The organism is Myxococcus guangdongensis, from assembly GCF_024198255.1.
Taxonomy (GTDB): Bacteria; Myxococcota; Myxococcia; order Myxococcales; family Myxococcaceae; genus Myxococcus; species Myxococcus guangdongensis.
Window position 1 is genome coordinate 140,959 of sequence record NZ_JAJVKW010000009.1, and the last position, 23,252, is coordinate 164,210.

At 71.6% G+C, this 23,252-nt stretch carries 17 protein-coding genes; 5 read left to right on the forward strand and 12 right to left on the reverse strand.

The window, feature by feature from the left end:
• Positions 1-5 precede the first annotated feature (5 nt).
• Genes LXT21_RS26510 through LXT21_RS26550 form a run of 9 tightly spaced genes read right to left on the reverse strand, consistent with a single transcriptional unit; the run spans position 6 to position 10,486 of the window.
• A complete protein-coding gene (locus LXT21_RS26510) occupies positions 6-1,052 on the reverse strand; it encodes an AAA family ATPase (RefSeq protein WP_254040985.1) in 1,047 nt (348 codons plus the stop codon).
• Positions 1,049-4,315 carry a hypothetical protein gene (locus LXT21_RS26515; RefSeq protein ID WP_254040986.1) on the reverse strand — a complete coding sequence of 1,089 codons (3,267 nt, stop codon included), beginning with the start codon at positions 4,313-4,315 and terminating at the stop codon, positions 1,049-1,051. Before LXT21_RS26515 ends, LXT21_RS26510 begins: the two co-directional genes overlap by 4 nt.
• Positions 4,315-4,581: a hypothetical protein gene (locus LXT21_RS26520; protein ID WP_254040987.1), complete on the reverse strand. Its 267-nt coding sequence runs from the start codon at positions 4,579-4,581 to the stop codon at positions 4,315-4,317. Before LXT21_RS26520 ends, LXT21_RS26515 begins: the two co-directional genes overlap by 1 nt.
• A complete protein-coding gene (locus tag LXT21_RS26525) occupies positions 4,574-6,691 on the reverse strand; it encodes an AAA family ATPase (protein ID WP_254040988.1) in 2,118 nt (705 codons plus the stop codon). Before LXT21_RS26525 ends, LXT21_RS26520 begins: the two co-directional genes overlap by 8 nt.
• Positions 6,688-7,254 carry a hypothetical protein gene (locus tag LXT21_RS26530; RefSeq protein ID WP_254040989.1) on the reverse strand — a complete coding sequence of 189 codons (567 nt, stop codon included), beginning with the start codon at positions 7,252-7,254 and terminating at the stop codon, positions 6,688-6,690. Before LXT21_RS26530 ends, LXT21_RS26525 begins: the two co-directional genes overlap by 4 nt.
• Positions 7,251-8,336, reverse strand: a complete 1,086-nt coding sequence (locus LXT21_RS26535; RefSeq protein WP_254040990.1) for a hypothetical protein — start codon at positions 8,334-8,336, stop codon at positions 7,251-7,253. The genes LXT21_RS26530 and LXT21_RS26535 overlap by 4 nt, the downstream gene beginning before the upstream one ends.
• The gene (locus LXT21_RS26540; RefSeq protein ID WP_254040991.1) at positions 8,333-8,959 is read right to left on the reverse strand and encodes a 4Fe-4S single cluster domain-containing protein; all 627 of its coding nucleotides are present in this window, start codon (positions 8,957-8,959) and stop codon (positions 8,333-8,335) included. Before LXT21_RS26540 ends, LXT21_RS26535 begins: the two co-directional genes overlap by 4 nt.
• A 24-nt stretch (positions 8,960-8,983) precedes the next feature.
• Positions 8,984-9,778 carry a DUF4126 domain-containing protein gene (locus LXT21_RS26545; protein WP_254040992.1) on the reverse strand — a complete coding sequence of 265 codons (795 nt, stop codon included), beginning with the start codon at positions 9,776-9,778 and terminating at the stop codon, positions 8,984-8,986.
• 3 nt (positions 9,779-9,781) lie between these two features.
• On the reverse strand, positions 9,782-10,486 hold the full coding sequence (locus LXT21_RS26550) for a hypothetical protein (RefSeq protein ID WP_254040993.1): 705 nt from the start codon (positions 10,484-10,486) through the stop codon (positions 9,782-9,784).
• Between the two features lie 207 nt (positions 10,487-10,693).
• Here LXT21_RS26550 and LXT21_RS26555 point away from each other — a divergent pair, with 207 nt between their 5' ends.
• Both LXT21_RS26555 and LXT21_RS26560 read left to right on the forward strand, forming a co-directional pair.
• Positions 10,694-11,284, forward strand: a complete 591-nt coding sequence (locus tag LXT21_RS26555) for a GNAT family N-acetyltransferase (RefSeq protein ID WP_254040994.1) — start codon at positions 10,694-10,696, stop codon at positions 11,282-11,284.
• Between the two features lie 132 nt (positions 11,285-11,416).
• The gene (locus LXT21_RS26560; RefSeq protein WP_254040995.1) at positions 11,417-13,204 is read left to right on the forward strand and encodes a sigma 54-interacting transcriptional regulator; all 1,788 of its coding nucleotides are present in this window, start codon (positions 11,417-11,419) and stop codon (positions 13,202-13,204) included.
• Positions 13,205-13,214: 10 nt separating this feature from the next.
• On the opposite strand, the gene LXT21_RS26565 is transcribed toward LXT21_RS26560, so the two are convergent.
• On the reverse strand, positions 13,215-14,573 hold the full coding sequence (locus LXT21_RS26565) for an alpha/beta fold hydrolase (protein WP_254040996.1): 1,359 nt from the start codon (positions 14,571-14,573) through the stop codon (positions 13,215-13,217).
• A 496-nt stretch (positions 14,574-15,069) separates the two neighbouring features.
• Between LXT21_RS26565 and LXT21_RS26570 the strand changes: the two genes are divergently transcribed.
• Complete coding sequence (locus LXT21_RS26570) at positions 15,070-15,888, forward strand: ThiF family adenylyltransferase (RefSeq protein ID WP_254040997.1); 819 nt, start codon at positions 15,070-15,072, stop codon at positions 15,886-15,888.
• A gap of 27 nt (positions 15,889-15,915) precedes the next feature.
• Here the strand turns inward: LXT21_RS26570 and LXT21_RS26575 are convergent, their stop codons facing one another.
• Together LXT21_RS26575 and LXT21_RS26580 are read right to left on the reverse strand one after the other, a co-directional pair.
• Positions 15,916-16,365 (reverse strand): DofA protein, encoded by a 450-nt coding sequence (locus LXT21_RS26575; protein ID WP_254040998.1) that lies wholly within the window; start codon positions 16,363-16,365, stop codon positions 15,916-15,918.
• Positions 16,366-16,740: 375 nt separating this feature from the next.
• A complete protein-coding gene (locus LXT21_RS26580; RefSeq protein WP_254040999.1) occupies positions 16,741-19,257 on the reverse strand; it encodes a penicillin acylase family protein in 2,517 nt (838 codons plus the stop codon).
• A 154-nt stretch (positions 19,258-19,411) separates the two neighbouring features.
• Here LXT21_RS26580 and pssA point away from each other — a divergent pair, with 154 nt between their 5' ends.
• Both pssA and LXT21_RS26590 read left to right on the forward strand, forming a co-directional pair.
• Positions 19,412-20,056, forward strand: a complete 645-nt coding sequence (pssA, locus tag LXT21_RS26585) for a CDP-diacylglycerol--serine O-phosphatidyltransferase (RefSeq protein WP_254041000.1) — start codon at positions 19,412-19,414, stop codon at positions 20,054-20,056.
• A 162-nt stretch (positions 20,057-20,218) separates the two neighbouring features.
• On the forward strand, positions 20,219-23,170 hold the full coding sequence (locus LXT21_RS26590) for a choice-of-anchor D domain-containing protein (RefSeq protein WP_254041001.1): 2,952 nt from the start codon (positions 20,219-20,221) through the stop codon (positions 23,168-23,170).
• Positions 23,171-23,252: the final 82 nt, after the last annotated feature.

Here is a 23,252-nt window from a genome sequence, read left to right on the forward strand (position 1 = left end):
CGGGCTCAGGTCAGGCCGAGCAGCCGGGGCACCTTCTCCTCGAGCAGGTCGATCTCCTCCCGCGTCTCTCCCAGGTAGGAGAGGAGCTGGAGGTCCTGCCGCTCCACGGCGCCGCCGTGGAAGATCCACGCGCGCGTGCGCAAGAGCCGGTAGAGCTTCACCAGCTTGCGGTCGCTGATGAACACGCCGTCCTCGCGCGTCAGCGTCTGCACCACGCGGCGGAACTCCCGCAGGAGCTCGTCGCGGAAGAACAGGTCGCGATCTCGCAGCTCGCGGCCATCCGGCCCGGCCTCCTTGCGGCCCATCATCAGCGTCAGGTAGCGGTGCGCCTTGAGCACGTCCTCCAGCGTGGCGTGCCCCTCCGCCCAGGGCTTCTGGTTCAGCTCCCGGTGCGTCTGCGACTCCAGGCCCGAGTCGAGCAGCTCCAGGAAGTAGCGCTCCTGCACCGGCCGGCACGCGGCCTTGAGGCAGAAGCGGTCCTTGAGCGCGCCCAGCTCCGCGTGCTCGGGCAGCTCGTTGGTGGCGGCGAAGAGCACCTTGAGGCGCACGGGTTGGGGCGCGCCGTCCTGGTAGAACTTGCGCTCGTTGATGACCGTCAGCAGCGCGTTGAGGATGGCGGAGCTCGCCTTGAAGACCTCGTCCAGGAAGACGAGCCGGGCGGTGGGCAGCTTGCCGCCCTCGCGGCGGATGTAGCGCCCCTGGCGCAGCAGGTTGATGTCGATGGGGCCCAGCACCTCGGACGGCTCGGTGAAGCGCGTCAGCAGGTACTCGAAGTAGTCCTCGGAGGGGATGCGCAGCGCCTCGCGGAACTTGAGCACCAGGTCGGACTTGGCCGTGCCCGGAGGGCCCACGAGCAGCAGCGGCTCCTGGGCCACCGCCGCCACCGTCATCAAGTCCACCAGGGTCTGCTTGCCCACGAAGTGCCGGCCCAGCGCCTGACGGAAGCGGTTGAGTCGGTCTCTCAGGCCCTGGGCCTCGCGCGACAGCGCATCGAACGTCAGCGAGGTGATGGGGTCGGCGGCGGGCTCCTCACGCCGGGGAACACTGCTCATAGACGCTCCTCCAACTCCTGATGGATGCGTCGTCGCACCAGGAACTCATCCTCATCCAACCAACCACGCGCGCGCTCACCCGAGCCTCGCGCCACTTCCACGTGTCCCAGCACCAGCATGTCCGCCAGCTCCACCACCGAGAGGCAGAAGTGGCTGTTGGTGTTGTAGCTGTCCGTCACCGAGGGCAGCACCTCGGACAGGCGCGCCAGGCCCGACAGCGCCAGGTCCGCGGGCGCATGGGACAGCGCCCCCGCGAGGCTGCGCATCAACGCCAGTCGCTCCGGCAGCGTGCCCTTCAACGCGTCGAGGGCCTCGAACGCCGCGTCGAACACGGGCAGCGCCTCCTGCACGCGGCCGACGAAGGCCATGCCGGACGCGACGCCGAGTCGCGCGGCCACGGGCGTCTTGGGCCGCGTCAGCAGGCCGCGCGTCGCCTCCACCAGGTCGCCCGCCTCGCGCGTCAGGCCCACCCGGCGCAGGCCGCGCAGGCTCGCCTCCAGGATGCCCGCGCTCCACGCGTGGGAGTCGGGCGGCAGGCCCGCCAGCACGGTGCGAAGTCGTCCCGCGAAGGTGGTGGCGCGGTCCACCCGGCCGAAGAGCGCCGCCAGCGCGAGCGCGTCCCCGAGCAGCCGCGCCTGCACCTCGCCCGGCAGCGAGTCCACCGCGGCCACGAGCGAGTCCATCAACGGCAGCGCGCGCGCGAGCGAGAGTCGGGGCAGGGTCTCCAGCAGACCGCCGATGAGCCGCTGGCGCTCGGCCGCGTTCAGCTTCGCCCCCGTGGCGCGCTGGACGAGCTGCCGCACCTCGTGATCGACGACCTCCGGGTCGCGGATGTCTCGCAGCGCGGCGAACTCCTCGCCACGCAGGTCGCGCGTCCCCCGTCCGAAGGCGCGCGCCGGGTCCAGCCGCTCGCTGGGCTCCAGCAGTCCGGAGCTCTGGCGCAGCCGGTCCACCTTGTACCGCTGGAAGGTGACCAGGGCGTTGAGCTCCGCGGCGATGTCCGCGGGGAGTGGCGTCTCCAGGGGCTCGCCCTCCATGGCCTGCGTCACGCGTGCGCCGTAGGCCCGGACGAGGAAGCCGTGGATGGGGTCCGACTTGGAGAGCGCCGCCGTGGCGGCCTCCACCAGCGTGCGCGAGTGCTCCGGCTGGCCCACCCGCGCGAGCCCGCAGGCGAAGACGAGGCGGACATAGGCCTGGGTGAGCGCGGTCGGCGCTTCCACCGAGGAGCGTCGGCGCGTGGTGCGCTCGAAGCGGTCCAACAGCGTCGTCAGGTGCGTCGCCAGCCGGGGCAGCAGCGCCGCGTCCGTGCCTCCGCGCAGGAAGAGGGGCACGTCGCGCGACAGGGAGAGTCCGCGCAGGAGCATCTCCTGCACGCGGTCTCCCGCCTTCGCGAGGCTCAGCGGGTCTCCTCCCGCGAGCTTGTCCAGCGCCGCGCGGGACAGCCACAGCGTGCGCACGTCGAGCGCGGTGTCGTGCTTGTCGAGCCAGCGCTGCAGCGTCGGGACATCGCTGAACGTCGGTCCTCCCGACACCCGCGCCGCGTGGACGACCGCGCTCGCGAGGCTCCGGACGTCCTCCTCCGAGGGCGTGTCCCGGGACAGCAACTCCTCGGGGGGCTGGCCGTTGCGACTCCCGGAGAGGGCCCAGCGTTCGGCCAGCTCCGTGGCCTCATCGCCCGAGGCGTTCCACAACGCACGGGTCCAGCACAGGGTCGCCTCGCGAGCGCGTCCGAGCTGCACCTGCAGCTCCGCCATGCGCACCCAGAGCGCCTGTCGTTCGGGGGCATCCGCGGGAACGTCCAGCGCGAGGAAGTCCTTCTCCACGCGGGCCAGTGCCTCGGCCGCCGCGTCCTGTCGCTCGGGCGCGAGGGGGACCAGGGGAGCGCTGCCGGCCTTCGCGGCCGCCTTCGTCGAGGCCTTCCGCGTGGGCGCCGCCACGGGCTCGGGCTCGGTGGTGCCACGGGCGCGACGCTCGGGCTTCGAGGACTGCGCGTCGGTGGGCTTCTTCTCGGCGGACGGGGTGCGCGTGGCGCCAGGAATCCACTCGCCGTCGGCGAGCTCGATGGCGTCGAAGTCGAACGTCGCGCCCTTCATCCAGGGCTCCAGCGCGACGGCGCCCGCGTCCACCACGTAGTCCACCCAGGACTCGAGCGGCTGGAAGGCCTTCTCGGAGATGCGCTCGGCGCGGAAGCCTCCATCCCCCGTGGGGTGCAGCCACGTCACCGTCTCCGGCGTGGGGACGAGCAGCGCGCGCAGCCGCTCCTTGCGCACGGGCGGCTCCAGCAAGCCGTCGCATGGCAGGTACAGCTCCGCCACCTGGGGCAGCGGCGCGTAGGCCATGGCCGACAGGCCCAGCTCCGGAGGCCGCTCACGACCGGCGCGCGCGCGCAGGATGATGCAGGGGGCGTCCGGTGGCCCCGTCACGGCGAAGCGCAGCTGCGCGAGCACGGGCTCGGGCAGCGTGTGGACGAGCGACTCCACCTGGGCCACGGCGTTCTCACGCAGCACCCAGAGGCTCGCGGCCTCGGTGCGCGCGGCGCGGGTGAGGCGCAGCGGGACGGACAGCCGCCCGGGGGCGGGGAGGGGCTCCCACGCGCTCGCGGGCTCCGGGAGCCGCAGGTCGGTGAGCTGGTACAGGTCCAGCCAGGGGCCATCCGCGGCGGTCAACCACTCGCCTTCGCCCGGGATGAGCAGCACGTTGCCCGCAGCGGGATGGAGCGTTCGCGCCAGCGGATGCACATGTCCCAGCTCCACCCAGACGGATGTCTGACCCGGGACGGCGGGGACGAAGGCGCGCAGCCCGCCCGCGCGGTCGATGGCGCCCGTGAGCGTGAAGTACGGAGGCGCCACCGCGCGCAGCAGCGCACGCGAGCCCGCCTCGCCCTTCGCGAAGCAGAGCTCCTGTCGGTCGCACCCCAGGCGCAGCAGCTCCCCCGCGAGCGCGAGCAGCGCGTCCGCGTCGGTGGGCAGGAACATCACCGTGGCGGGGAGCACGCCGTCCAGCGGGACGCGGCGGGTGGGCAGCAGCTCCGCCCAGCACCGCACGGAGGCCTCCCCGCGAGGCGCCTTCGTGTCGACGCGGACACCGAACGTGGCCAGCTCCGCGAGCGCCGCCTTCGTCAGCGGCGCGTGGGGCGTGACGTAGAGCGGGCCCTCGGCGCTGGCGCGGTGATGGGCTGGCGCGGCCTGGACTTCGGGGGGGACGAGTCGGGAGGTCAGCGCGAGGTGCAGCGCTTCCCGGGTGGGAAAGACGAGCGTGGACATCAGGCCTTCTGGCTCACCTTCTCGGCGTTGCCGTCGGACGTGGACTCGGGAGTGGACGTCTGCCCGGACGGCGTGTCGCGCTGGACGATGACCTGTCCCAGCTCCGACGCCTTCAGGGCGCCCCCCGCGACGAGCTGGTCCACCAGGCGGCGGTGCTCCTCCTCGTGCTCCATGGGGAGCGCGTCGGAGTCGCTCTCGTACTGGATGACGACGTCCTTGCGGCCCGTCTGCGGATTCACCAGCAGGCGGAGGATGAGACTAGCCATGGGCGGGCTCCTTCTGCGGCGCCGCCTCGGGCGCCAGGTGGACGAATGCCTCGCGATCCAACACCTTGCGCTCCAGGAGCAGGTCCCGCAGCGCGACGAGGCGGGGCTTCTCGCGGCGCAGGATGTCGCGCGCCCGGGCCCGCTGCACCTCGAGCACCTCCAGGATGGCCGCCTCCAGCGTGCCGCGCGTCGCGTCGGAGAGCGCGTGTCGGTCCGCGTCCCTCCCCGGCGCGGCGAAGCGGCGCACGGGATGGCCGTCGCCGCCCATGCCCAGCTCCTCCACCAGCTCGCGGGCGATCTCCGTGGCGCGCTCCAGGTCGTGCGCGCTGCCGATGGACAGGTCCTCGAGCAGCAGCGCCTCCGCCTCGCGTCCGCCGAAGAGCATGCAGATGCTGTCGAGCAGCTGCCCTCGGGTGACGACGTGGCGATGCGCGGGGTCCGCGTACTGCACGAAGCCGAGCGTGCCCGCCAGGTCACCCCGGATGCTGATGCGGTCGATGGCGGGAGCGCTGGGGCAGAACAGCGCGCACACCGCGTGGCCGGCCTCGTGGGTGGCGACGACGCGCTCCTCGGTGGGCGTGAGCGCGGGGCGGTCCAGGTAGTCGGTGAGGGCGCGCTCGATGTCCACGGGCTCGGTGGGCGTCCGGGCGTCTTCCCGCAGCCGGCGTCGCGCCAGGGCCCGGCACAGCGCCTGGATGTGGTCGCCAGAGAAGCGCGTACCCGTGCCCTCGACGCGGTCCCCGGTGCGCTTCACCGCGTAGTCCAGCGCGCGCTCCGTCATGCCCAGGGCCATCTTCTCGTTGTAGATGGACAGGATGGCCCGGCGGTCCGTGTTGTTGGGGTAGGGGATGCACAGCTGGAACTCGAAGCGCCCCGGCCGCAGCAGCGCGGGGTCCAACGACTCCACGAAGTTGGTGGTGCCCACCACGAAGACCAGCTCCTCCTTGCGGAAGCCGTCCATCTCCGTGAGCAGCTGGTTCACCATCGAGTGCTCCACGCCGGAGCCCGTATAGGTCCCACGCGCGGCGGCGAACGAGTCCAGCTCGTCGAAGATGATGATGCTCGGCGCCGCCTGTCGCGCCCGGACGAAGATCTGCCGGAGGTTCTCCTCGCTCTCGCCCACCCAGCGGCTCTTGAGCTCCGGGCCGCTCACCACGAGCACCGCCGCGCCCAGCGAGGATGCCATGGCCTTGGCGAAGAGCGTCTTGCCCGTGCCGGGAGGGCCCCAGAAGATCATCCCGCGCGGGAGCAGCCCCTCCACGCGCTTGACCGCCTCCGGGTCCGACAGCGTGTCCTTGTGCGCGAGCACGTCGAGGATCTCGCGCTGCAGGCGCTCCTTCACCTGCGCGTAGCCGCCGATGTCCGAGCGCAGGTCCAGGTCCGGCACGTTCAGCGAGCCGCTCAGCGTGGCCGAGCGGAGCTGTGCGTACGCGGGCCGCGCGTCGCTGGGATAGTCCTCGCCGGTGATGGCGCCGAGCAGCCGCCGCAGCCGGACGGCGTTCACTCCGGACACGTGCTTGTAGAGCGCGTACGGCTGGAGGCCCCGGCCGAACTTGCGGCACTCGCGCTGCGTGACGAGGTGGCGCAGCCGCTCGCGGCTCACGCCGAGGATGCTCTCCTTGTGGGGGAACAGGTTCTCGATGACCCGAGGCAGCGGGAAGGACGGGTCCTTGAAGCCGACCCAGACCATCTCCGGGTTCTCGTAGAGCAGCGGGATGACCTCGCGCGCCTCCGAGGTGAGGCCCCCGCTGCTGGTGGTGAGCAGGTCGAGGTGCGGCAGCACGACGATGCGCTCTCGCACCGCGCCGCGCACCGCGTCCCGCAGCTGGCCGATGAGCGTGGCCATCATGCTGGGCGCGGGCATGCCCGGAGGTGGCTCCGCGGCGGCGCGTCCGTCCAGGTAGAGGAACTGCTTGCCGTCCTTCTTCAGCCTGTCTCGCAGGCACTTGTAGAAGTAGGGCGTCAGCTCCTTGTCCGTCTCCACCATGACGGGCAGGCCGCGCAGCAGGGCCTCGCGCGTGCGCTCCAGCTCCGCGGGGTACGCGGCCTCCACCGCCTGGAAGGGCGTCAGCTCCGTGGGGAGCGACTCCTCGGGGATGCGCTGGCTCATACGCGGACCTTGATGGTGAGCGAGCCCGTCGCCGCGTCCTCGTGGACCTCCTCCACGGTGCCGAGCTGGGACGCGCGCACCTTGAGCGCCTCGGCCGTCACCTTGTTGGAGATGGCGTCCAGCTCCGCCTTGAGGTCGCGCAGGCGGCCCTCCAGCTGGCGGGTGACCTCCTCGCGCAGCGCCTCCGTGGCGTCCTGGGCGCGGTCCTCCAGTTTCGCGCGCGCCTTCTCCCGGGCGAGCTTCGTCGTGGCCTCGGTGGCGGCGGGGCTGTTGGTCTGGACCTCGCCCACGGCCGTCAGCTCCACCTCCTGCTGGGCCGCGAGCGTGACGCTGACCTCGCCGGTGGTGACGTCCACGGCCACGCGCACGCCGTCCGCCTCCGTGCGCACCGCCACGTCCCCCTCCTGGACGAAGCCTCGCGTGGCGAGGTCCGCGGCGAGCAGGCCCGCGGTCTCCTCGCGCGACAGCAGCGGCAACAGCTCCAGCTTGGAGCACACGCCGTCGTCGGCGTGGACGATGCGGTTGAGGGACTCGGAGACGGAGATGCGATAGGCGCGGCTCATGGGGCGCTCCCGGTGAGAGGGGAAGAGGTCCCGTCGTCGGGGTCCTCTGGAGAAACCATCAGGTCCGAGCCCAGCTCACGCTCCCGGTCCGCCGCGAGCCGGAAGCCCGCGTCGCCGAAGGAGGCCCACTCGGAGAGCAGCAACTGGGCGTCATCGTGGTCATCGTCGAAGAAGCGCACCGCGCGGTGCTCCTGGTCCCACCGGGCCAGTCGGGCCAGGGCGCGCAATCCCGCGCCCGCGCCACGGCGCGCCTCGGCCTTCGCGCCCAGGGGCGCGCGGGGTGACAGGTTGGCCACCCACCGGGCCGCGGGCTGGTCCACGAGGGGGCGCAGCGCGTCCAGCAGGAAGCCCGCGAGGTCCCTTCGGCGCGCGCGGTCCAGCGCATCGAGGAAGGCGTCCAGCACCCGCGTCTGCGAGGCCCCCAGCTCGACGAGCTCCCGGGGGTCGATTCGCCAGCTCTTGGCCTCCTCCATCTTCCGCCAGCGAAGGGCGAGCTCGTCCTGGATGGCCTCCAGGAGCCAGGCGCCCTCGGAGAGCAGCGGCGCGAAGTCGTCGGCCGAGAGCGGCTCGGACACGGAGGCGAACAGGTCGGGGAACCCGAGCCGGCACAGGGCGGAGCGGCGGAACTGGTGCGCCTTGGCGAGCGCCGGCGCACAGGAGGTCCCCACGAGCATCCGGCAGCACAGATACAGGAACAACTCGTCGGCGAGTGTCGGAGGCGCGTCGACGTCCAGCGGGCGGTGGTCGGGCAAGGTGAGCGGCTGCTCCACCAGCCAGCGCAGGGTGTGGAAGCACAGCGCGGAGAAGTGGAGCGGGCGGGGCGGGTGTCGCTCCCAGAGCCGCGTCGGGCCGGAGGTGGGGGGCAGGTGACGGCGCTTGCGACCTCCGCCCATCCGCGCGAGGGCGAGCACGGTGCCCTTGGACAGCATTCCTCTCAGCGCGGAGAGGGCCGCGGGGCCGAGCTGGGGCGGACAGACGTGACTGCCCCGGAACAAATCCTCCACGGGCATGTAGGGGCCCTGGCCGAGGATGGCGCGCGCGAGCGTGAGCAGCCGGTGCTCGGAGGACGAGACGCGCGTCATGGGCGCAGTCGGTCCGCGAGGTCGGGCCAGCCGTTGACGATGATGCGCCCCTCGATGAGGTGGACCTCGGCCGTGTTCGGCGCGGTGAACGTCGGGTCCTCCGGGGCGTAGCGCGGGGTGAGGAAGTGCATGACCTGGTTGCGAGAGCCGATCCACCGCCGGCGCGTCTCCGGCTGGTCCTTCTCGTAGCGCCCATCCACCAGCAGGTCCAGCGAGGCGAGCAGGCGCTCGACCTCAGGGCGGCCCTGCGCCTTCAGCTCGGCCAGCGTGTAGCCGGTGAAGACGAGGGTGCTGAGCCCGCCCGCGCGCACGCGCTCACACAGCTCCGCGGCGGCGGCGGCTTGGGAGAAGGGCTCACCGCCCAGAATCGTGAGGCCCTCGATGCCGGGCGTCGCGAGCACCCGGGCCGCCATGGCTTCCACCGTCACGACGGTGCCGCGCTCCATCGCGAACATCTCGGGATTGCAGCAGCCCGGGCAGCGCAGGGGACAGCCCTGGACCCAGAGCGCGAAGCGGCGCCCGGGGCCCTCCGCCTCGGTGCGAGGAACCTGCTGGGCGACCCGAAGCACCGGGCCGGTCGAAGACGTGTCCGGGCTCGAGGACATGGCGGAGGGGCGCAGCATGCCAGGAACCCCGAGGACCGCGCATCACCCCAGTCGGGAAGGGAGCTTGCCGCCGCCGCGCTGGACGCTCGGGTCCGCGCGGGAAACACCGGAAGTCCCGGAGCTCAGCGCGTTATGGAGCGCATCCCGCATCCGGCCCGCGAGCCGGAGGTCCAGTGTCCGGGCGACGGGCACATCCGCGTGACACTTCGGGCAGCGTGAGGCCTCCTGGCGGATGCGAGCGCCACAGCCGGCGGGGCAGGGGCGACGGCCACGTGCCTCCAGTCGGTAGGCGAACCCTCCGGCCACGCCGCAGGCCACGGTGAACAGGAGCACGAGCACCAGCGCCAGTGGGGCCCAGAGGATGGCCACCGCCGCGAGCCCCAGGCCGAAGCAGTCCTCGATGCGCAGGAGCCACTTCCGGGGACGCAGGACCTCGGTCTCCAGTTGGTCCACGCGCGTGTGCAGCCATTGCCGCATGGACAGCGTGGACACGGCGACGAAGGCGCCGACCGCGCCCACGGCCCAGGGCGGCAGACCGTCGGTGCCCACGCCCACGGCCGCGAGCGCCACCGTGGCGCCGCTGCCCGCGCTCAGCGCGAACTGCGCGAGGCCGAGCACCATGCGCAGGTCGCTGTCCCGCTGCGTGTACATCTCGAACGCGAGCAGCGCGACCATGGCCCCGAGTGCTTGAGGCGTGGCGAGCCAGGTCAGCTCTGGAGGCAGCGTGAGGTACTGCGCATGCGCGGCCAGCGCGAGCAACAGCAGGCTGCCTCCCGCGCGAGTCCCCGAAGCACCGCTCAGGCCGATGGCCTGCGAGACGAGGGCGTACGTGAGCATGGCTCAGCCTCCCACCGGCATGACGAGGAACTCCCGCACGAGCCCCAGCGACTGGAGCACGTAGAGGACCAGCAGCACCGATGCCGTGGTGAAGGCGAGTAACAGGAGCATCCACGCTGCAAGGAGGCCCATCTCCCACCAGGCGACGGGCACGCCCTGGGCTTCTCGCCCGGTCTGCCACGCCAGGTAGCGACGTGCGAAGAGGCCCGCAACGGCGACCTGTCCCGCGCTCAGCGCCACCTTCGCCAGCGCGCCCAGTCCGGGCACCAGCGTCAACAGCTCCAGCACGAGGACGGACAGCGCGACGAAGCAGCCCGCGGCCAGTCGCAGCGTCCAGCGCGCGACGAGCTTGCGCTGGAGCGAGAGCAACTGGAGCGCGGGCGTCACCAGCGTCACCCGCAGCCACACCAGCGCGGCGACCAGGAGGAACGACGTGAGCAACGGCACCCAGCTGGCCACCAGGGCCGCGGCCGCCACGCCCACCACCGCGACGCTCAGGCGCACCGTGGCGCGCTGCGTGGCGAGCTGGTGGAGCACGGCGCGGTCCTCGGGGCTGGGGAGCGTGGCCTCCGAGCAACGAGGGCAGGGGCGGCCGCGCAGCGCGGTTCCTCCCGGGATCCGCTCGGCGCATCGCCGACAGCGTCCGCCGAGCAGCAGCGCGAGCTCGTGTTCCTCGCCGCGAGGGCTCGCGGTGGTGGTCATCGTCAAGATGGGACTCCCCCTCATCTGCGTGCGCATCATGCCTCGAACTCGCGAGCGAGTCAGGCCCGGTCTCTCCGCCCCGTCGCGCCCATGGTCCTGCTATCGGGGCGTCCCTGTCTTCGTGCCAGCCAGCCCATGCGGGGGGCTCTTGCAGCGTGTGGCGTGCCCCTGTTTTCTCGCTGTCCGGCGTCTTGCTCGATGAAGGATGCACCGATGCGCTTCCCGCCCGTGTCGCTGTCGCTGAAGGATGGTCGTCCCTGCCTCATCCGCGAGGCGACGCCCGAGGACGGCCCGGCGTTGTTCGAGCTGGAGCGCGCCGTCGCCAAGGCCCGGGAGGGCGTGGTGAAGCTTCCGGAGGAGCTGCCCGCGGACATCACCGCCTTCGCCGCCCGACGCGAGGCCGCGGGGCTCCACCGTCAGGACGGCACCGCGTTCCCCCTCGTCGCGACCGGACCCCGAGGCGCGCTGTGGGGCGAGGCCTCCTTCCTGAGGCCGAGCTACCGGATGCTGCGCCACGGAGGCGTGCTCTGGCTCATCGTCCACCCCGAGGCCCAGGGCCTGGGCGTGGGACGCGCGCTGCTGGGCCATCTGCTCGCGTGGCTGCGCGTCCACCGCGACGCGAACGGCGACAGGGTCCACCGCGTGGAGCTCCAGGTCCGGGGCGACAACCCTCGCGCCCAGTCCCTCTACCGCTCGTTCGGCTTCGTCCTCGAGGGCATCCGCCGAGACTTCCTCCGCACCGAGCAGGGCGTCTGGGTGGACGACCTCCTCATGAGCCTGCTGCTCCACCCGGAGCAGACCTGAGTCGGCTTCCACCCTCACAGCGCCACCGGGCTTGCCCGCACCGCCCCTCCACGGCCGGACGGCGACATTGTCTTTCGCCTACCGCCGCAATTTCCCAGCAAGGCTTCATCCGTGAAGTAGACTGCGGGCGTCATGACGCGGCCTGTGTCCGCCTACGCCCCTCGAAGCGAGCGCAAGCCGTTGTACGTGAAGGTGGTGACGCAGCCCGCGCTCCCTGGGTGCTGGGCCGTCAACATCAGCGAGACCGGCATCGGCCTCATCGCCACGCCACACGGCCCGCAGGAAGGCCCGTGCGAGGGCGAGTCCATGGAGCTGTCCTTCTCCCTGCCGGACTCGGGCGAGCACATCCGCGCCCGCGGTGACGTGCGCTGGCGACACGAGACGGGCGGCGCGGTGACGGCGCTCGGCGTCTTCTTCCACGCCTTCGAGGACTCGGATGGGGTGAAGCTGGCGCGCTACCTGGCCACCGCGCGGCTCCACGTGGTGGTGGCGTTCGCCAGCGACGAGGAGGCCCAGGACGTGCGGGCCGCGCTCGAGGGCCAGGCGGTGCCGCACTTCGCGTCGAGCGCCGAGGAGGCCCAGGCGCTCCTGTCTCGAGGCGACGCGGCGGCGCTGTTGGTCTGCGGCCGCGACGAGGAGCGCGCGCTGGCGCTGGTGGCGGGGCTGGGCGCGCCGGCCGAGGACGTGGACCTGTCCTCCGCGGGGCCGCCGTCCGACCTGACCTCGCGCATCATCTACTGCGCGCCCGCCGCGCCCGAGCGACTGGTGGCCCTGTTCAACGCGGGGCTCGTCTTCCGCGCGCTCGGTGAGTCACCTCCTCCCGAGGCCGTGCTCCAGGCGGTGCTCCAGGCAGGCCGCGAGCGGGGCGTGCGCACCGAGCAGTGGCGCATGGCGCTGGAGCTGGAGCGCAACCTCTTGCGCGAGCGCGCGCTGTCGCAGGCCCTGCCCTCGGTGCCGGGGGGCCGCGGCGAGGAGGAGGTGGGCCTTCGCAGCGCCGCCATGCAGCGGGTGATGGAGATGGTGCGCCTGGTCGCCCCGCACCGCGTGGCGGTCCTCCTGCAGGGCGAGACGGGCACCGGCAAGGAGGTGCTCTCGCGCATCCTCCACCGCCTCAGCGGACGCGGCGAGGCGCCGCTGGTCATCCAGGACTGCGGCGCGCTCACGGAGACGCTGCTGGAGAGCGAGCTGTTCGGCCACGTGAAGGGCGCCTTCACCGGCGCGGTGGCGGACCACCCGGGCCTGTTCGTCCTCGCCAACGGCGGCACCATCTTCCTGGACGAAATCGAGAACACCACCCCCAACCTGCAGTCGAAGCTCCTGCGCGTGTTGGAGACGGGCGACGTGCGTCCGGTGGGCGGCACCCAGGTGCGCCACGTGGACGTGCGCGTGCTGGCCGCGAGCAACAAGGACTTGGGCGAGGAGGTGCGCGCGGGGCGCTTCCGCGCGGACCTGTTCTACCGGCTCAACAGCTTCACCATCGACATCCCGCCCCTGCGCGAGCGGCCCGAGGACATCCCGGAGCTGGCGCGCTACTTCCTGGGCCTGTTCAACCGCACCCTGCGCCGCTCGGCCAGCGGCATGTCCCAGGACGTGGAGGACATGCTGCGGGCCTATCCGTGGCCGGGCAACGTGCGTGAGCTGCGCAACGTGCTGGAGCGCGCCGTGCTGCTGTCGCGGCCGGGCGAGGTGGTGTCGCGCCGGCTGTTGCCGCCGAGCCTGGTGTCCGCGTCCCCGCCCCGCAACGAGCTGGCGGGGGACGGCTCCCTGCGCGCCCGGCTGGAGCGGGTGGAGCGCGAGCTCATCCGCGAAGCGCTCGAGCGCCATGGGGGAGTGCTCCGCCGCGCGGCCATGGCGCTGGGCATGGACCCGGTGACGCTGGGTCGCCGGGCCCGGCGCCACGGCCTGTGGAAGCAGGACTGACGGCCGGGCGTCAGTGGGCGCGCACCCACTGGAGGATGGGCCGCCACACCCGCTGACGGGCGCTGGTCGCGAGGAACAGGTCCGCGTGACCGAAGTCGAGCGCGCGCTCGGCCACCGGGTGGTCCCTCACGATGAGGGACACCACGTCATTGCTGCCCAGCAGCGACGTCGAGAACACGCCGTACTCGCCCACGCCGCCGCCCGCGCCCACGTACAGCACCGGCAGCTTCACCTGGCCCAGCCGGTCGTCGTAGGGCACGTCCAGCCCGCACGTCCACGCATCCGACTCCACCACCTCGTTGAGGCTCTGGTAGGGCGCCGCGCGCTGGGCGTACTCGTAGAGGTAGGGCTCGGACGTGTACGTCAGGCTGCCGGGCAGCCCCGTCGCGTCCGGCTTGCCCGCCATCAGGTGGTAGCCCGGCGCGAGCGGCTCCAGCGGCTTGAACAGGGCGCCCGTGGCCGCGGCGGAGACGATGGCCGCCCGGCGGTTGGTGGGCCGACCCGTGCCGGGGCCGAAGACATCATCCGGCAGCAGCGGAGAGGGCGCCGACGGCGCCAGGGCCGCGAGCTGGCCAATGGCCTGCAACGTGATTCCCGGCGCCGAGCCGAGCAGCCCCCCCTCGTAGATGCCCGAGTCCCGCCGGGCCTTCAGCGCCGCGTGACGCCCGCAGGCCCAGGCCTGCTGCTCCGCGTCCCGCGGGGCATGGCGCATCACCATGTCCACGGGGATGAAGCCATCCACCTGGCGCAGCCCCCTGGGCAGCCGCGCCTCGTCGTTCAGATACGCGTACGCGACCATGGCGCCCCGGCTCCACGCGAGCAGGTGCAGCGAGCCCAGGCTGCCATTCGTCAACCGCAGCGTCTTGGCCAGCAGGATGCTGGCGCCCAGGTCCTTGGCGTGCGTGCCCAGGTTCCACCCGGCCATGAACGAGAAGTCCTGCTGCCCCGCGGGCACGCCCACCCACCGCATGTCCATGCCCCACACGTCCACGCCCTCCTGGGCCAGGTACGCGGCGATGGACTGCTCCCTGGGCACGTGCGCGGAGCCCACGCTCGACAGGAACGCGGCGTCGAAGCCCCACGCGTCGCCGTGCAGCATGAACACCGCCCGCTGCGCCCGTGCGGGCCACCAGGGCGCGCTCTCCCGCACCACCCGGTGCACCGTCACCACGTCATGCTCGCCGGGCCCCACCTTGAGCTCGAAGCGGTAGTGCGCCAGGTCTCCGAAGAGCACCTCGCGCGTCGCCTTCCGCGCGCTGGCGGGGCTCGCCACGCCCAACAGCGCGGAGCTGTTCGTCGCCAGCGCCTCCGTCGCGCTGTCCCGCAGCGCCTCCGGTGTGGCGGGCGGCTCGGAATTCCCACAACCCAATGACAAGAATGTCAGACAGACAAGAAGGCTGAACCTCAAACGCATAGAGACCTCGAATCGAAGAAGAGGGTTCGGAAGAGGCCGCGTGCCGGTGTCCTGGCTCCTCCGTGCCGTGTCACCCGCTGAGCAGAATTCACGCCAGAGTTTGAACACACGAAACTCGCGGAGTGCCTCCTATCCCTGGACTTCACGCCTGATGTCCACTGTGAAGCAACCGTCTGACATGCCCTGGCGGGTGTGGTGGGAAAGACCCCGCTTCACGACTGAAGCAGGCACATCACGGGTGTGGCGCGGGCCTGACGGCTGGGGCCGTTGGACGTGCCGAGTGCCGTGCGCCGGACACCCTCCCGGGGGGAGGCGGACTGGTGAACATCCCGGGGCGGCGGCCCCTCCCGGCAGCGGGGGACGAGGACCACATCGACGGGCCCTGGAGAGACGCGAGGGCGCCAGGACCCACGCGCACCGCGACGCTCCCCGGGAAGCAGGGGGAGGCGTCATGGTGGAGCCCCGTTTCGAGCGCAATCTGGGAGTGGTGAGCGCCGAGGTGATGGCGCGGCTGGCCCGCACGCACGTCCTCGTCGCCGGGGTGGGAGGGGCTGGCGGCCAGTGCGCGGTGGACCTGGCGCGGCTGGGCGTGGGGTGCCTGACGCTCGCCGACTTCGACACCTACGAGGTCCACAACATGAACCGGCAGGTGGGGTGCTTCGAGAGCACGCTCGGCGCGTCCAAGGTGGACGTGGTGGGGCGCATGTGCCTGGACATCCACCCGGACCTGCGCCTGCGGCTGGTCCACGAGGGCATCACCGAGGACAACGTCACCGACGTGCTGGCGGGCACCCAGGTGCTGCCGCCGGTGGACTACGTGGTGGAGGTCATCGACATCGCGGGCGCGCGCGCGAAGCAGGCCCTCCACAAGGGGTGTCGCGAGCGCGGCGTCCCGGCGATGACGGGGTTGATGCTGGGCTTCGGCGCGGCGTTGCATGTCTTCCAACCGGATGCCCCGCTGTACGAGGCGCTCTACATCCTTCCGGATGGCCGCGTGGACCTGCCGGCCATCATCCCGCATCTGGGCGACTACCTGCATCGGGCCGCCATGGAGGCGTGCTTCGCGGGCAAGGGCCCCGCGCCCACCTGCGTCGTGGGCGCCACCACCGCGGCGGGGATGATGGTGAGCGAGCTGATGCGGGGGGTGATGCTCGGCGCCCACACCATGGTGTCGTGGCCGGAGTACCTCTACGTCGACCTCTTCGACCACCGCTACGTCAAGGCCCGCGCCCGGCCGCGGACCGAGGAGCCCGTGCGCCAGCCCGCGTGAGTGCGGGCCGACGCCCGGGCCGGTGAATCACACCACGCCGCGCCTGCGGGCCTCCTCGATGACCCGGGGCCCGTCCACGCCCAGGGTGCCGGAGAGCAGCGGGGCCACCTGCTCGGCGCGCTGGTGCACGCGCTGGAGCGTCTTGTCGTAGGTGCCCGTGACGATGTTGATGCCGGCGATGATGACGCGCTGGAGGTTGTACTGCAGGTCATTGCCCTCGACGATGGCGTGGATCTCCGTGAACAGCGGCCGCGCATCCGTCTGGAACGCGGACAGGTTCGTGCGCTGCTCGCTGTTGGGGACGGCGGACTTCGAGGACAGGCTCGCCACCAGCACCAGGGGCGGCTGTGGCCGTGCGTGCGCGTCCCGCATCTGCTGGAACACGCTCTGGATGTCCTGCCGGTTGGGGGGTGACTCCCACCGCAAGAAGAAGACCCTGTCGATGATGGCGGTCTTGTAGACGGGTGTCGTCGTCATGGTGCGCTCCCACTCCTTCGCAGTACCGGTCCCCCCGGGGCCGTTTCACCGCGTGCTGCTCGCGGTGCCGGGCGGTCTGCCCGCGCATCCTGGGTTCGCCCCGCCGTGACGCCACCCGCCCGAGGGGGCGGACATCGCCCGCCCGACATGACGCTCGTCCCCTCGTCGCGTCGAGTGTCGGCTCGAGGTTGCCCGCGCCCCGGCCGCTGTCGCGTGGCGGACTCGCGGGCGCGACGTCCCGCGGCCCCGAGCGGGGGCGGGTCGGCGCCGCCCGGGTACCCGGAAAAAAGAAGGCCCCCGCCACAAGGGCAGGGGCCTGGGGTGCCTCGAGCGGGCGCTCACGCGTGCGGCGCGCGCGCCCGGACGGCGTCGGGGCTAGTTGCCGGAGATCTTCGTCTCCTCGACCTTGGCGGCGTTGATGGCCTCCTCGGTGAAGATGATGTTCCGCCACTGCTTGTTGGAGAACAGCTCCGTCTGGTCCGCGTAGTACGGCGAGCTCTTGTCGCTGGACTCGCTGTAGGTCAGCACCGCGCGGCCCTCGATGCCCGTGTCGGTGAAGCCCATGGCCATGATGAAGCTGCTGCCGTTGTTGATGACGTAGCCCTGGTCCGTGAGGTTGGTGCGCGAGTTGATGACGGTGTTGCCGCGCACCGCGCTGAAGTCGGAGTCCGGCGTGGTGGACTTGAGCGTGCCCCACGACACGATGTTCGCCGTGCCGTCGTAGCTGCCGCCGCCGTGGATGGGGATCTTCTTGCCGTCCACGCGGGTGGAGTACTGCGCCTCACCCAGCGGCGCGTCCACGGGGATGCCGGCGACCTGGAGCCGGTAGACGGCCACGGCCAGGGCCTGCAGCACCGGGTCCGCGCCCGTCGCGGGCGCCGCCGCCAGCGTGTGCGGCGTGGTCACGGGCTGCTCGGCGTTGAAGGGCACCGCGAACAGGGTGCCGCCGTTGGACAGCGTGCCCATGGTGTGGTGACCGGAGAACTCGCGGAAGAGCACCGCGCCCCGGCTGTTCGCGTTGAACAGGCCGTCCCAGGCGGTCAGCGCCGCGCAGCCCGCGCGGATGTCGATCAGCGTGGTGTTGTACTGCACCGTATTCACGCCCGTGCAGCGCGCCACCACCTGGTCCTTGAGCAGCTCGGAGACCATGCCCCGGTTGCTGAGGATGGCGTTCTCCAGCTCCGCCACGGTGAACTTGTTGTCCGCGCCCGACGCGCCGTTCTCTTCCATCAGCAGCTTGGCGTTGATGCGCGTGCGCGGCGTCTGGCCCACGTCCTCCAGGCCGTGCAGGGGCGAGAAGCCCGTGAGCGGCTGGTTCGGGTTGGCCAGCCAGTAGCTGTCGTTGGCGTTGAAGACGAAGTCGCGGCGGGCGAGCTTCGGCACGCCGCTGAAGGGCACCAGGCCCGGGCCGCGCGCGCCCGCGGCGTCACGCCACTCGTTCTCCGGGTTGCTGCCGTCGAGCAGCACCAGGCCCATGCTGTTCCAGATGGCGGCCGTCGTCGGGTCCGCGCCGGCGGAGGCCGCGCGCCAGGTGCCGATGGCGACGGGCGACAGGTTGGGGGTGGGCGTCGCGTCGGTGTACCAGACGTTGCCCGCGCGATCGGCCGCCATGGTGTTGACCCAGGGGATGCCCTGGACGTTGGCGTAGACGTTCTGGAACTCCTCCAGGCTCTTGGCCCGGTTCATCCCCACGAACTGGCTGACCAGCTGGGTGTTGTCCACGTTGGCGTCGCGGTAGGTGAGCACCGACTGCGCGGTCCACGGCGCGGTGCCGGGGATGACGATGACGGGGCCGTAGTGGCTGCTGTAGAAGCGCTGGGTGATGTGCGTGAGCGAGCCTTCGGGCAGCTTCACCAGGATGGTGATGTCCTGGGCCACCATGTCCCGCTCCTCGGTGCCGTACTTGTAGCGGGTGGGGTTGCCGGGGACCAGCTGCAGCCCGTAGAGCGTCATGCGCTGGCCGGAGGAGAACGTGTGCGTCCAGGCCACCTGCTCGTTGAAGCCGATGAGCACCGCGGGCACGCCCAGCAGGCCCACGCCGTAGACGTTGAGCTGGCCGGGGACGGTCAGCTGGCTCTCCCACAGCTTGAGCTCGCCCTCCCAGGGGAAGTGCGGGTTGGCCACCACCATGCCGTGGCCGGAGGCCGAGCGCTCCGCGCCGATGGCCCAGCCGTTGCTGCCCACGCTGCTCCACTCCGGGCGCTCCACCTTGAAGCTGCCGGGGGCCGGGCGGCCCTCGCTGCCGGCGCCCGGGATGGGGGGCGTGGCCGCGGCGATGGCGAGGATGAGCTGGTAGCTGCTGGCCGCCAGGCCCACGCTGATGTCATAGGCCAGCAGGTCCACCGCGCTGATGGGCCTGACCCAGGGCGCGTTCGTGCAGGGCGCGGGGAGCTTGTCCGGCGGCGTCTCCTTCACATAGCGGTTGAAGCCCGCCACGTAGCCGTTGAACATCTCCTGCACGTCCGTCGGCAGCTTGGGGAAGGCGGCCTCCGCCTTCTTGTCCAGCGCCAGCACCCGGTAGCCGAAGTCGCTGCCCGCGTACGTGTTGCCCGGGCCCGGGCCCATGAAGCGGGCGCGCTCGCCGCGGACCTTGAGGATCTGGTCCGACAGGATGCAGACATGGTCCTTGGCGAAGGCGAAGCCCTGGCCATAGGACAGGCTGCCCAGGTCGTCCGCGATGATGTGGGGGATGCCATGCGCCGTGCGGCGGATGGTGGCCTCGTACTTCGCGGGCTCCTCCGGCGCTGGCGGGGTGGGCTTCCCATCATCATCCTCACCACAGGCCGTGGCGAGCGCCAGGCTCACGCCGGCGAAAAGGGTGAGGTGCCAGCGAGAGCGCCCGGACTTCCAGGACGCCCCTCGCGGGGAGGACACGGTTGGGTTTGGATGCATGGCAGTCGTCGAGCGTAGGAAGGGGCTGATTCACCCGTCAAAAGTTTTCTCGCACTCGATGATTCCTGAGAGCCTGAACTCAGACGCACCGCGGCATGAAACACGACAGCGAGGGACCGGCAGTGGGGGTTCCCTGTGCTAGGAGAGCGCGAATATGACGACCGAGCAGCCGCGAGCCCGCCGCCCGCGCCGCCACTTCTCGATGATCCGCACCTTCGTGCTCGCCGACTTCGTGACGCTGGGCAACGGCTTCGCGGGAGCGGGGACCATCCTCGCCGCGATGCAGTACCTGGCGACGGGGCAGGTGCATTGGATGTGGGTGGCCTTCGCGCTGATGCCCCTGGCGCTGGTGATGGATGTCCTGGATGGGAGGATCGCCCGGTGGCGCTTCAAGAAGTCGCCCCTGGGGGCGGACCTGGACTCCCTGGCGGACGTCATCTCCTTCGGCATGGCGCCGGCGGCGCTGGCGTTCGCGGTGGGGATGCGCGGGGCGCTGGACGTGGCGGTGCTCCTGTACTTCGTGGCCTGCGGCATCAGCCGGCTGGCGCGCTTCAACGTCACGTCGGCGGAGCTGGCCGATCCGACGGGGAAGGTGAAGTACTTCGAGGGCACCCCCATCCCCACCAGCCTGGCCCTGGTGCTGGTGCTGGCGGTGGCCACCTATATGGGGCGCATCGGCGACGCGTTGCTGGGGGGCACCTGGCAGGTGGGCCCCCTGGTGATGCACCCGTTGGTGCTGCTGTACGCGGCCAGCGGCAGCGCGATGATCTCCAAGACGCTGCGCATCCCGAAGATTTGAGGGAAATCGGACGTCGCAGGCCCCCCTGACACCGGGATTGGCCCTCGTGGGTGGTTGCCCGCCCCTGGGTGGGTGCCTAGTTTCGCCAACGGGTCCGCTCGGCTGCCTCACTGGCGGCAAGCAAGCGGCACAGGGCGATGGGCGCGGGGAAGGGTGGAAGCCATGACGGGGCGCTTGGGCATTGTGGCCCTCGCGGTGTTGGGGCTGGTTGCGGGGTGCGCGGATCGCGAGCGCTCGACGCTCGCGGACGGGCGGTTGACGGCGACCCCGGGTGGGATGGATTTCCAGAAGGTCGCGCTCTACGACGCACGCGAGACGGAGATCTCCCTGCGCAACGTGGGGCGTGCGCCGGTGGACGTGAACGAGGTCTGGGTGGAGGGGCCGGAAGGCGCCTACCGGGCGGAGTTCACCAGTGACGTTCCCCACAGCCTGGCGCCGGGGAGCGCGGCGTCGCTGAAGGTGCGCTTCGCGCCGACGAAGGAGGGGGGCCAGCCGGCGATGCTGGTGGTGCGCTCGGACACGCGCATCGAGCCGCTCTTGCGCGTGCCCCTCACGGGCCTGGGCGTGGACGCGTGGGCGCGGGTGTCTCCGCGCGCGCTGGACTTCGGGCGCATCGAGGCGGACTCCAGCAAGACGCTGGCGTTGTCGCTCGAGAACCCCACGGAGCTGGCGGTGGAGGTGACGCCCCGGCTGGTCGGCGCGGACAAGGACGAGTTCGTGGCGAAGTCCGTGGTGGTGGAGCCGGGCGGCACGGTGGAGCTGCCCATCCAGTTCAACCCGGTGAAGGTGGGGCGCAAGCAGGTGGCGCTGGCGGTGACGCCGTGCCGGGGCTGCGCGGACGTGCCGGTGCTGGTGGCGGCCGAGTCGCTGGAGCAGGCGGTGGTGGCCGAGCCTCCGGTGGTGGACTTCGGCTCGGTGCCGGTGGACCGCGATGCCCTGCGTGAGTCGCGCATCCGCAACATCAGCACCGAGCCCATGACGGTGAACCAGCTCACGCTGGACGGGCTGGATGTGTCCTTTTCGCAGGCGAACACGGGCTTCCCGCTGGTGCTCCAGCCCGGCGAGGTGCGCGGCTTCCAGCTGCGCTACAGCCCCGGCCACATGGGGCCCGCGGAGGACATGGCGCGCTACCACGTGGTGAGCAAGCGCCACCCGACGACGGACGTGAAGCTCAAGGGCTTCGGCGGCGCGGCGGAGCTGTGCGTGTCGCCGGTGACGTACGACTTCGGCATGCAGCCGTTGGGCTCGAAGACGCGCGTCATGGTCAACGTGAAGAACTGCGGCTCGTCCAACGCGGGCGCGCTCACGCTGCAGTCGCTCACCTGGCAGCCGGACCCGGCGGGCCCAGGGCAGTTCAACCACGCGCCGCTGACGATGCCGCACACGCTGCAGCCGGGGCAGGAGATCAACATCCCCGTCTTCTACGAGCCCACGCGCACGGGCTCCGCGTCGGGCGCGCTGGTGATGACCACGAACGCGTTCTCCGCGGCCACGGTGCAGATGGACTTCCGGGGCACGGCCCTGGCGCACGCGCCCTGCGAGCTGGCCGTCACGCCCATGGCGCTGGACTTCGGCACGGTGCCGCCGGGGCGGGGCGCGGTGTTGGGCGTGAAGCTGGAGAACAAGGGGCGTGATTTGTGCCCCGTGAAGAACATCCAGCTGCGCGACAGCGACGGCGGCGTGTTCCGCATGCCGGGCGGCGACCTCTTCGGCGTCATCATCTACCCGGGCGACTGGTTCAGCTTCCAGGTGGCGGTGCAGATGCCCGTCACCGGCGGCACCTTCGCGGGCACGCTGCAGGTGGAGCAGATGGAGCCGGCCAACCCGGTGGTGCTGGTGCCGCTCATCGCCAACGCGCAGGCGACGTGCCTCATCCCGTCGCCCTGGTACGTGGACTGGGGCGTGGCCCGGCGCGACTGTCCGCCCGAGCCGCGCGAGGTGAACTACCTCAACGCGTGCACCATGCCCGTGTCGGTGTCCAACGTGTGGATTGGCCCCGGCACCACGGACGGCGAGTTCTCCGTGAGCGGCGTGCCGACGCCGCTGCCCTTCACGCTGCAGCCGGGCGAGGCCTTCACGGTGGACCTGGACTACACCGCGCAGGTGTACGGCATGAACCTGTCGCCGCTGTTCGTCAGCTCCGACGACCTGGCCGCGCCGCTCCTGGTGCCGCTCATCGGCGAGTCCTCCAAGCGCACGGACAAGACCGACCACTTCACGCAGCAGGACGTGAGCAAGGTGGACGTGCTCTTCGTCGTGGACAACACCGCGTCCATGGTGGAGGAGCACCCGCGGCTCGTCTCGGCGATTCCGTCCTTCGTGGACGCCGCGCTGGCCAAGCAGGTGGATATGCACGTGGCCGTCACGACCACGGGAATCACGTCCGTCTCCAACGTGTGCCCCGGTGGCGCGCAGGGTGGAGAGGCCGGCCGCTTCTTCCCGGCGGACAACGCCCGGCCGCGCATCCTCACCCAGGCCACGCCGAACCTGACGACGCTGCTCCAGCAGAACGTGCAGGTGGGGCAGTGCGCCCAGGTGGAGCAGGGCTTCGAGGCGATGCGCCGGGCGCTGTCGCCGCCCCTGGTGAACAACGCGGATGACCCGCGCACGCCCCTGCCGCGCGACGGCAACCTGGGCTTCCTGCGCGACGCGGCGGCCCTGGTGGTGGTGTTCGTGGGCGACGAGGATGATCACTCGCCGGACGCGGTGGACACCTACGTGGCGTGGGCCCAGCAGCTCAAGGGGCAGAACCAGCCCCAGCGCGCGACGTTCTACGCCATCGCCCCCACGGCGACGGCGTGTGGCACCGCGGGCGGCACGGGCACGCGCTACGCGGAGGCCACCGCGCGCACCGGCGGTGAGGTGATGAACGTCTGCGCGGCCAACTACGGCCCGCTCCTGTCCGCGGTGGCCAACAAGGCCTTCTCCGCCCAGGACCGCTTCCCGCTGAGCGACTCGCCGGAGCCGGGCAGCGTGACGGTGACCGTCAATGGCGCCCCGGTGACGACGGGCTGGCGCTACGACGCGCCCACCAACAGCGTGGTCTTCACCAACGTGCCGGCGCCTGGCGCCAAGGTGTCCATCAGCTACCGCCGCTCCTGCGACGCCGGGTGAGCGGGCGGGCGCGGGCGGGGGCTTGCAGACAGGAGGTGTGAGCCAGTCGAAGGGCCGGTCATCCGGCCCTCGACGTTCATGT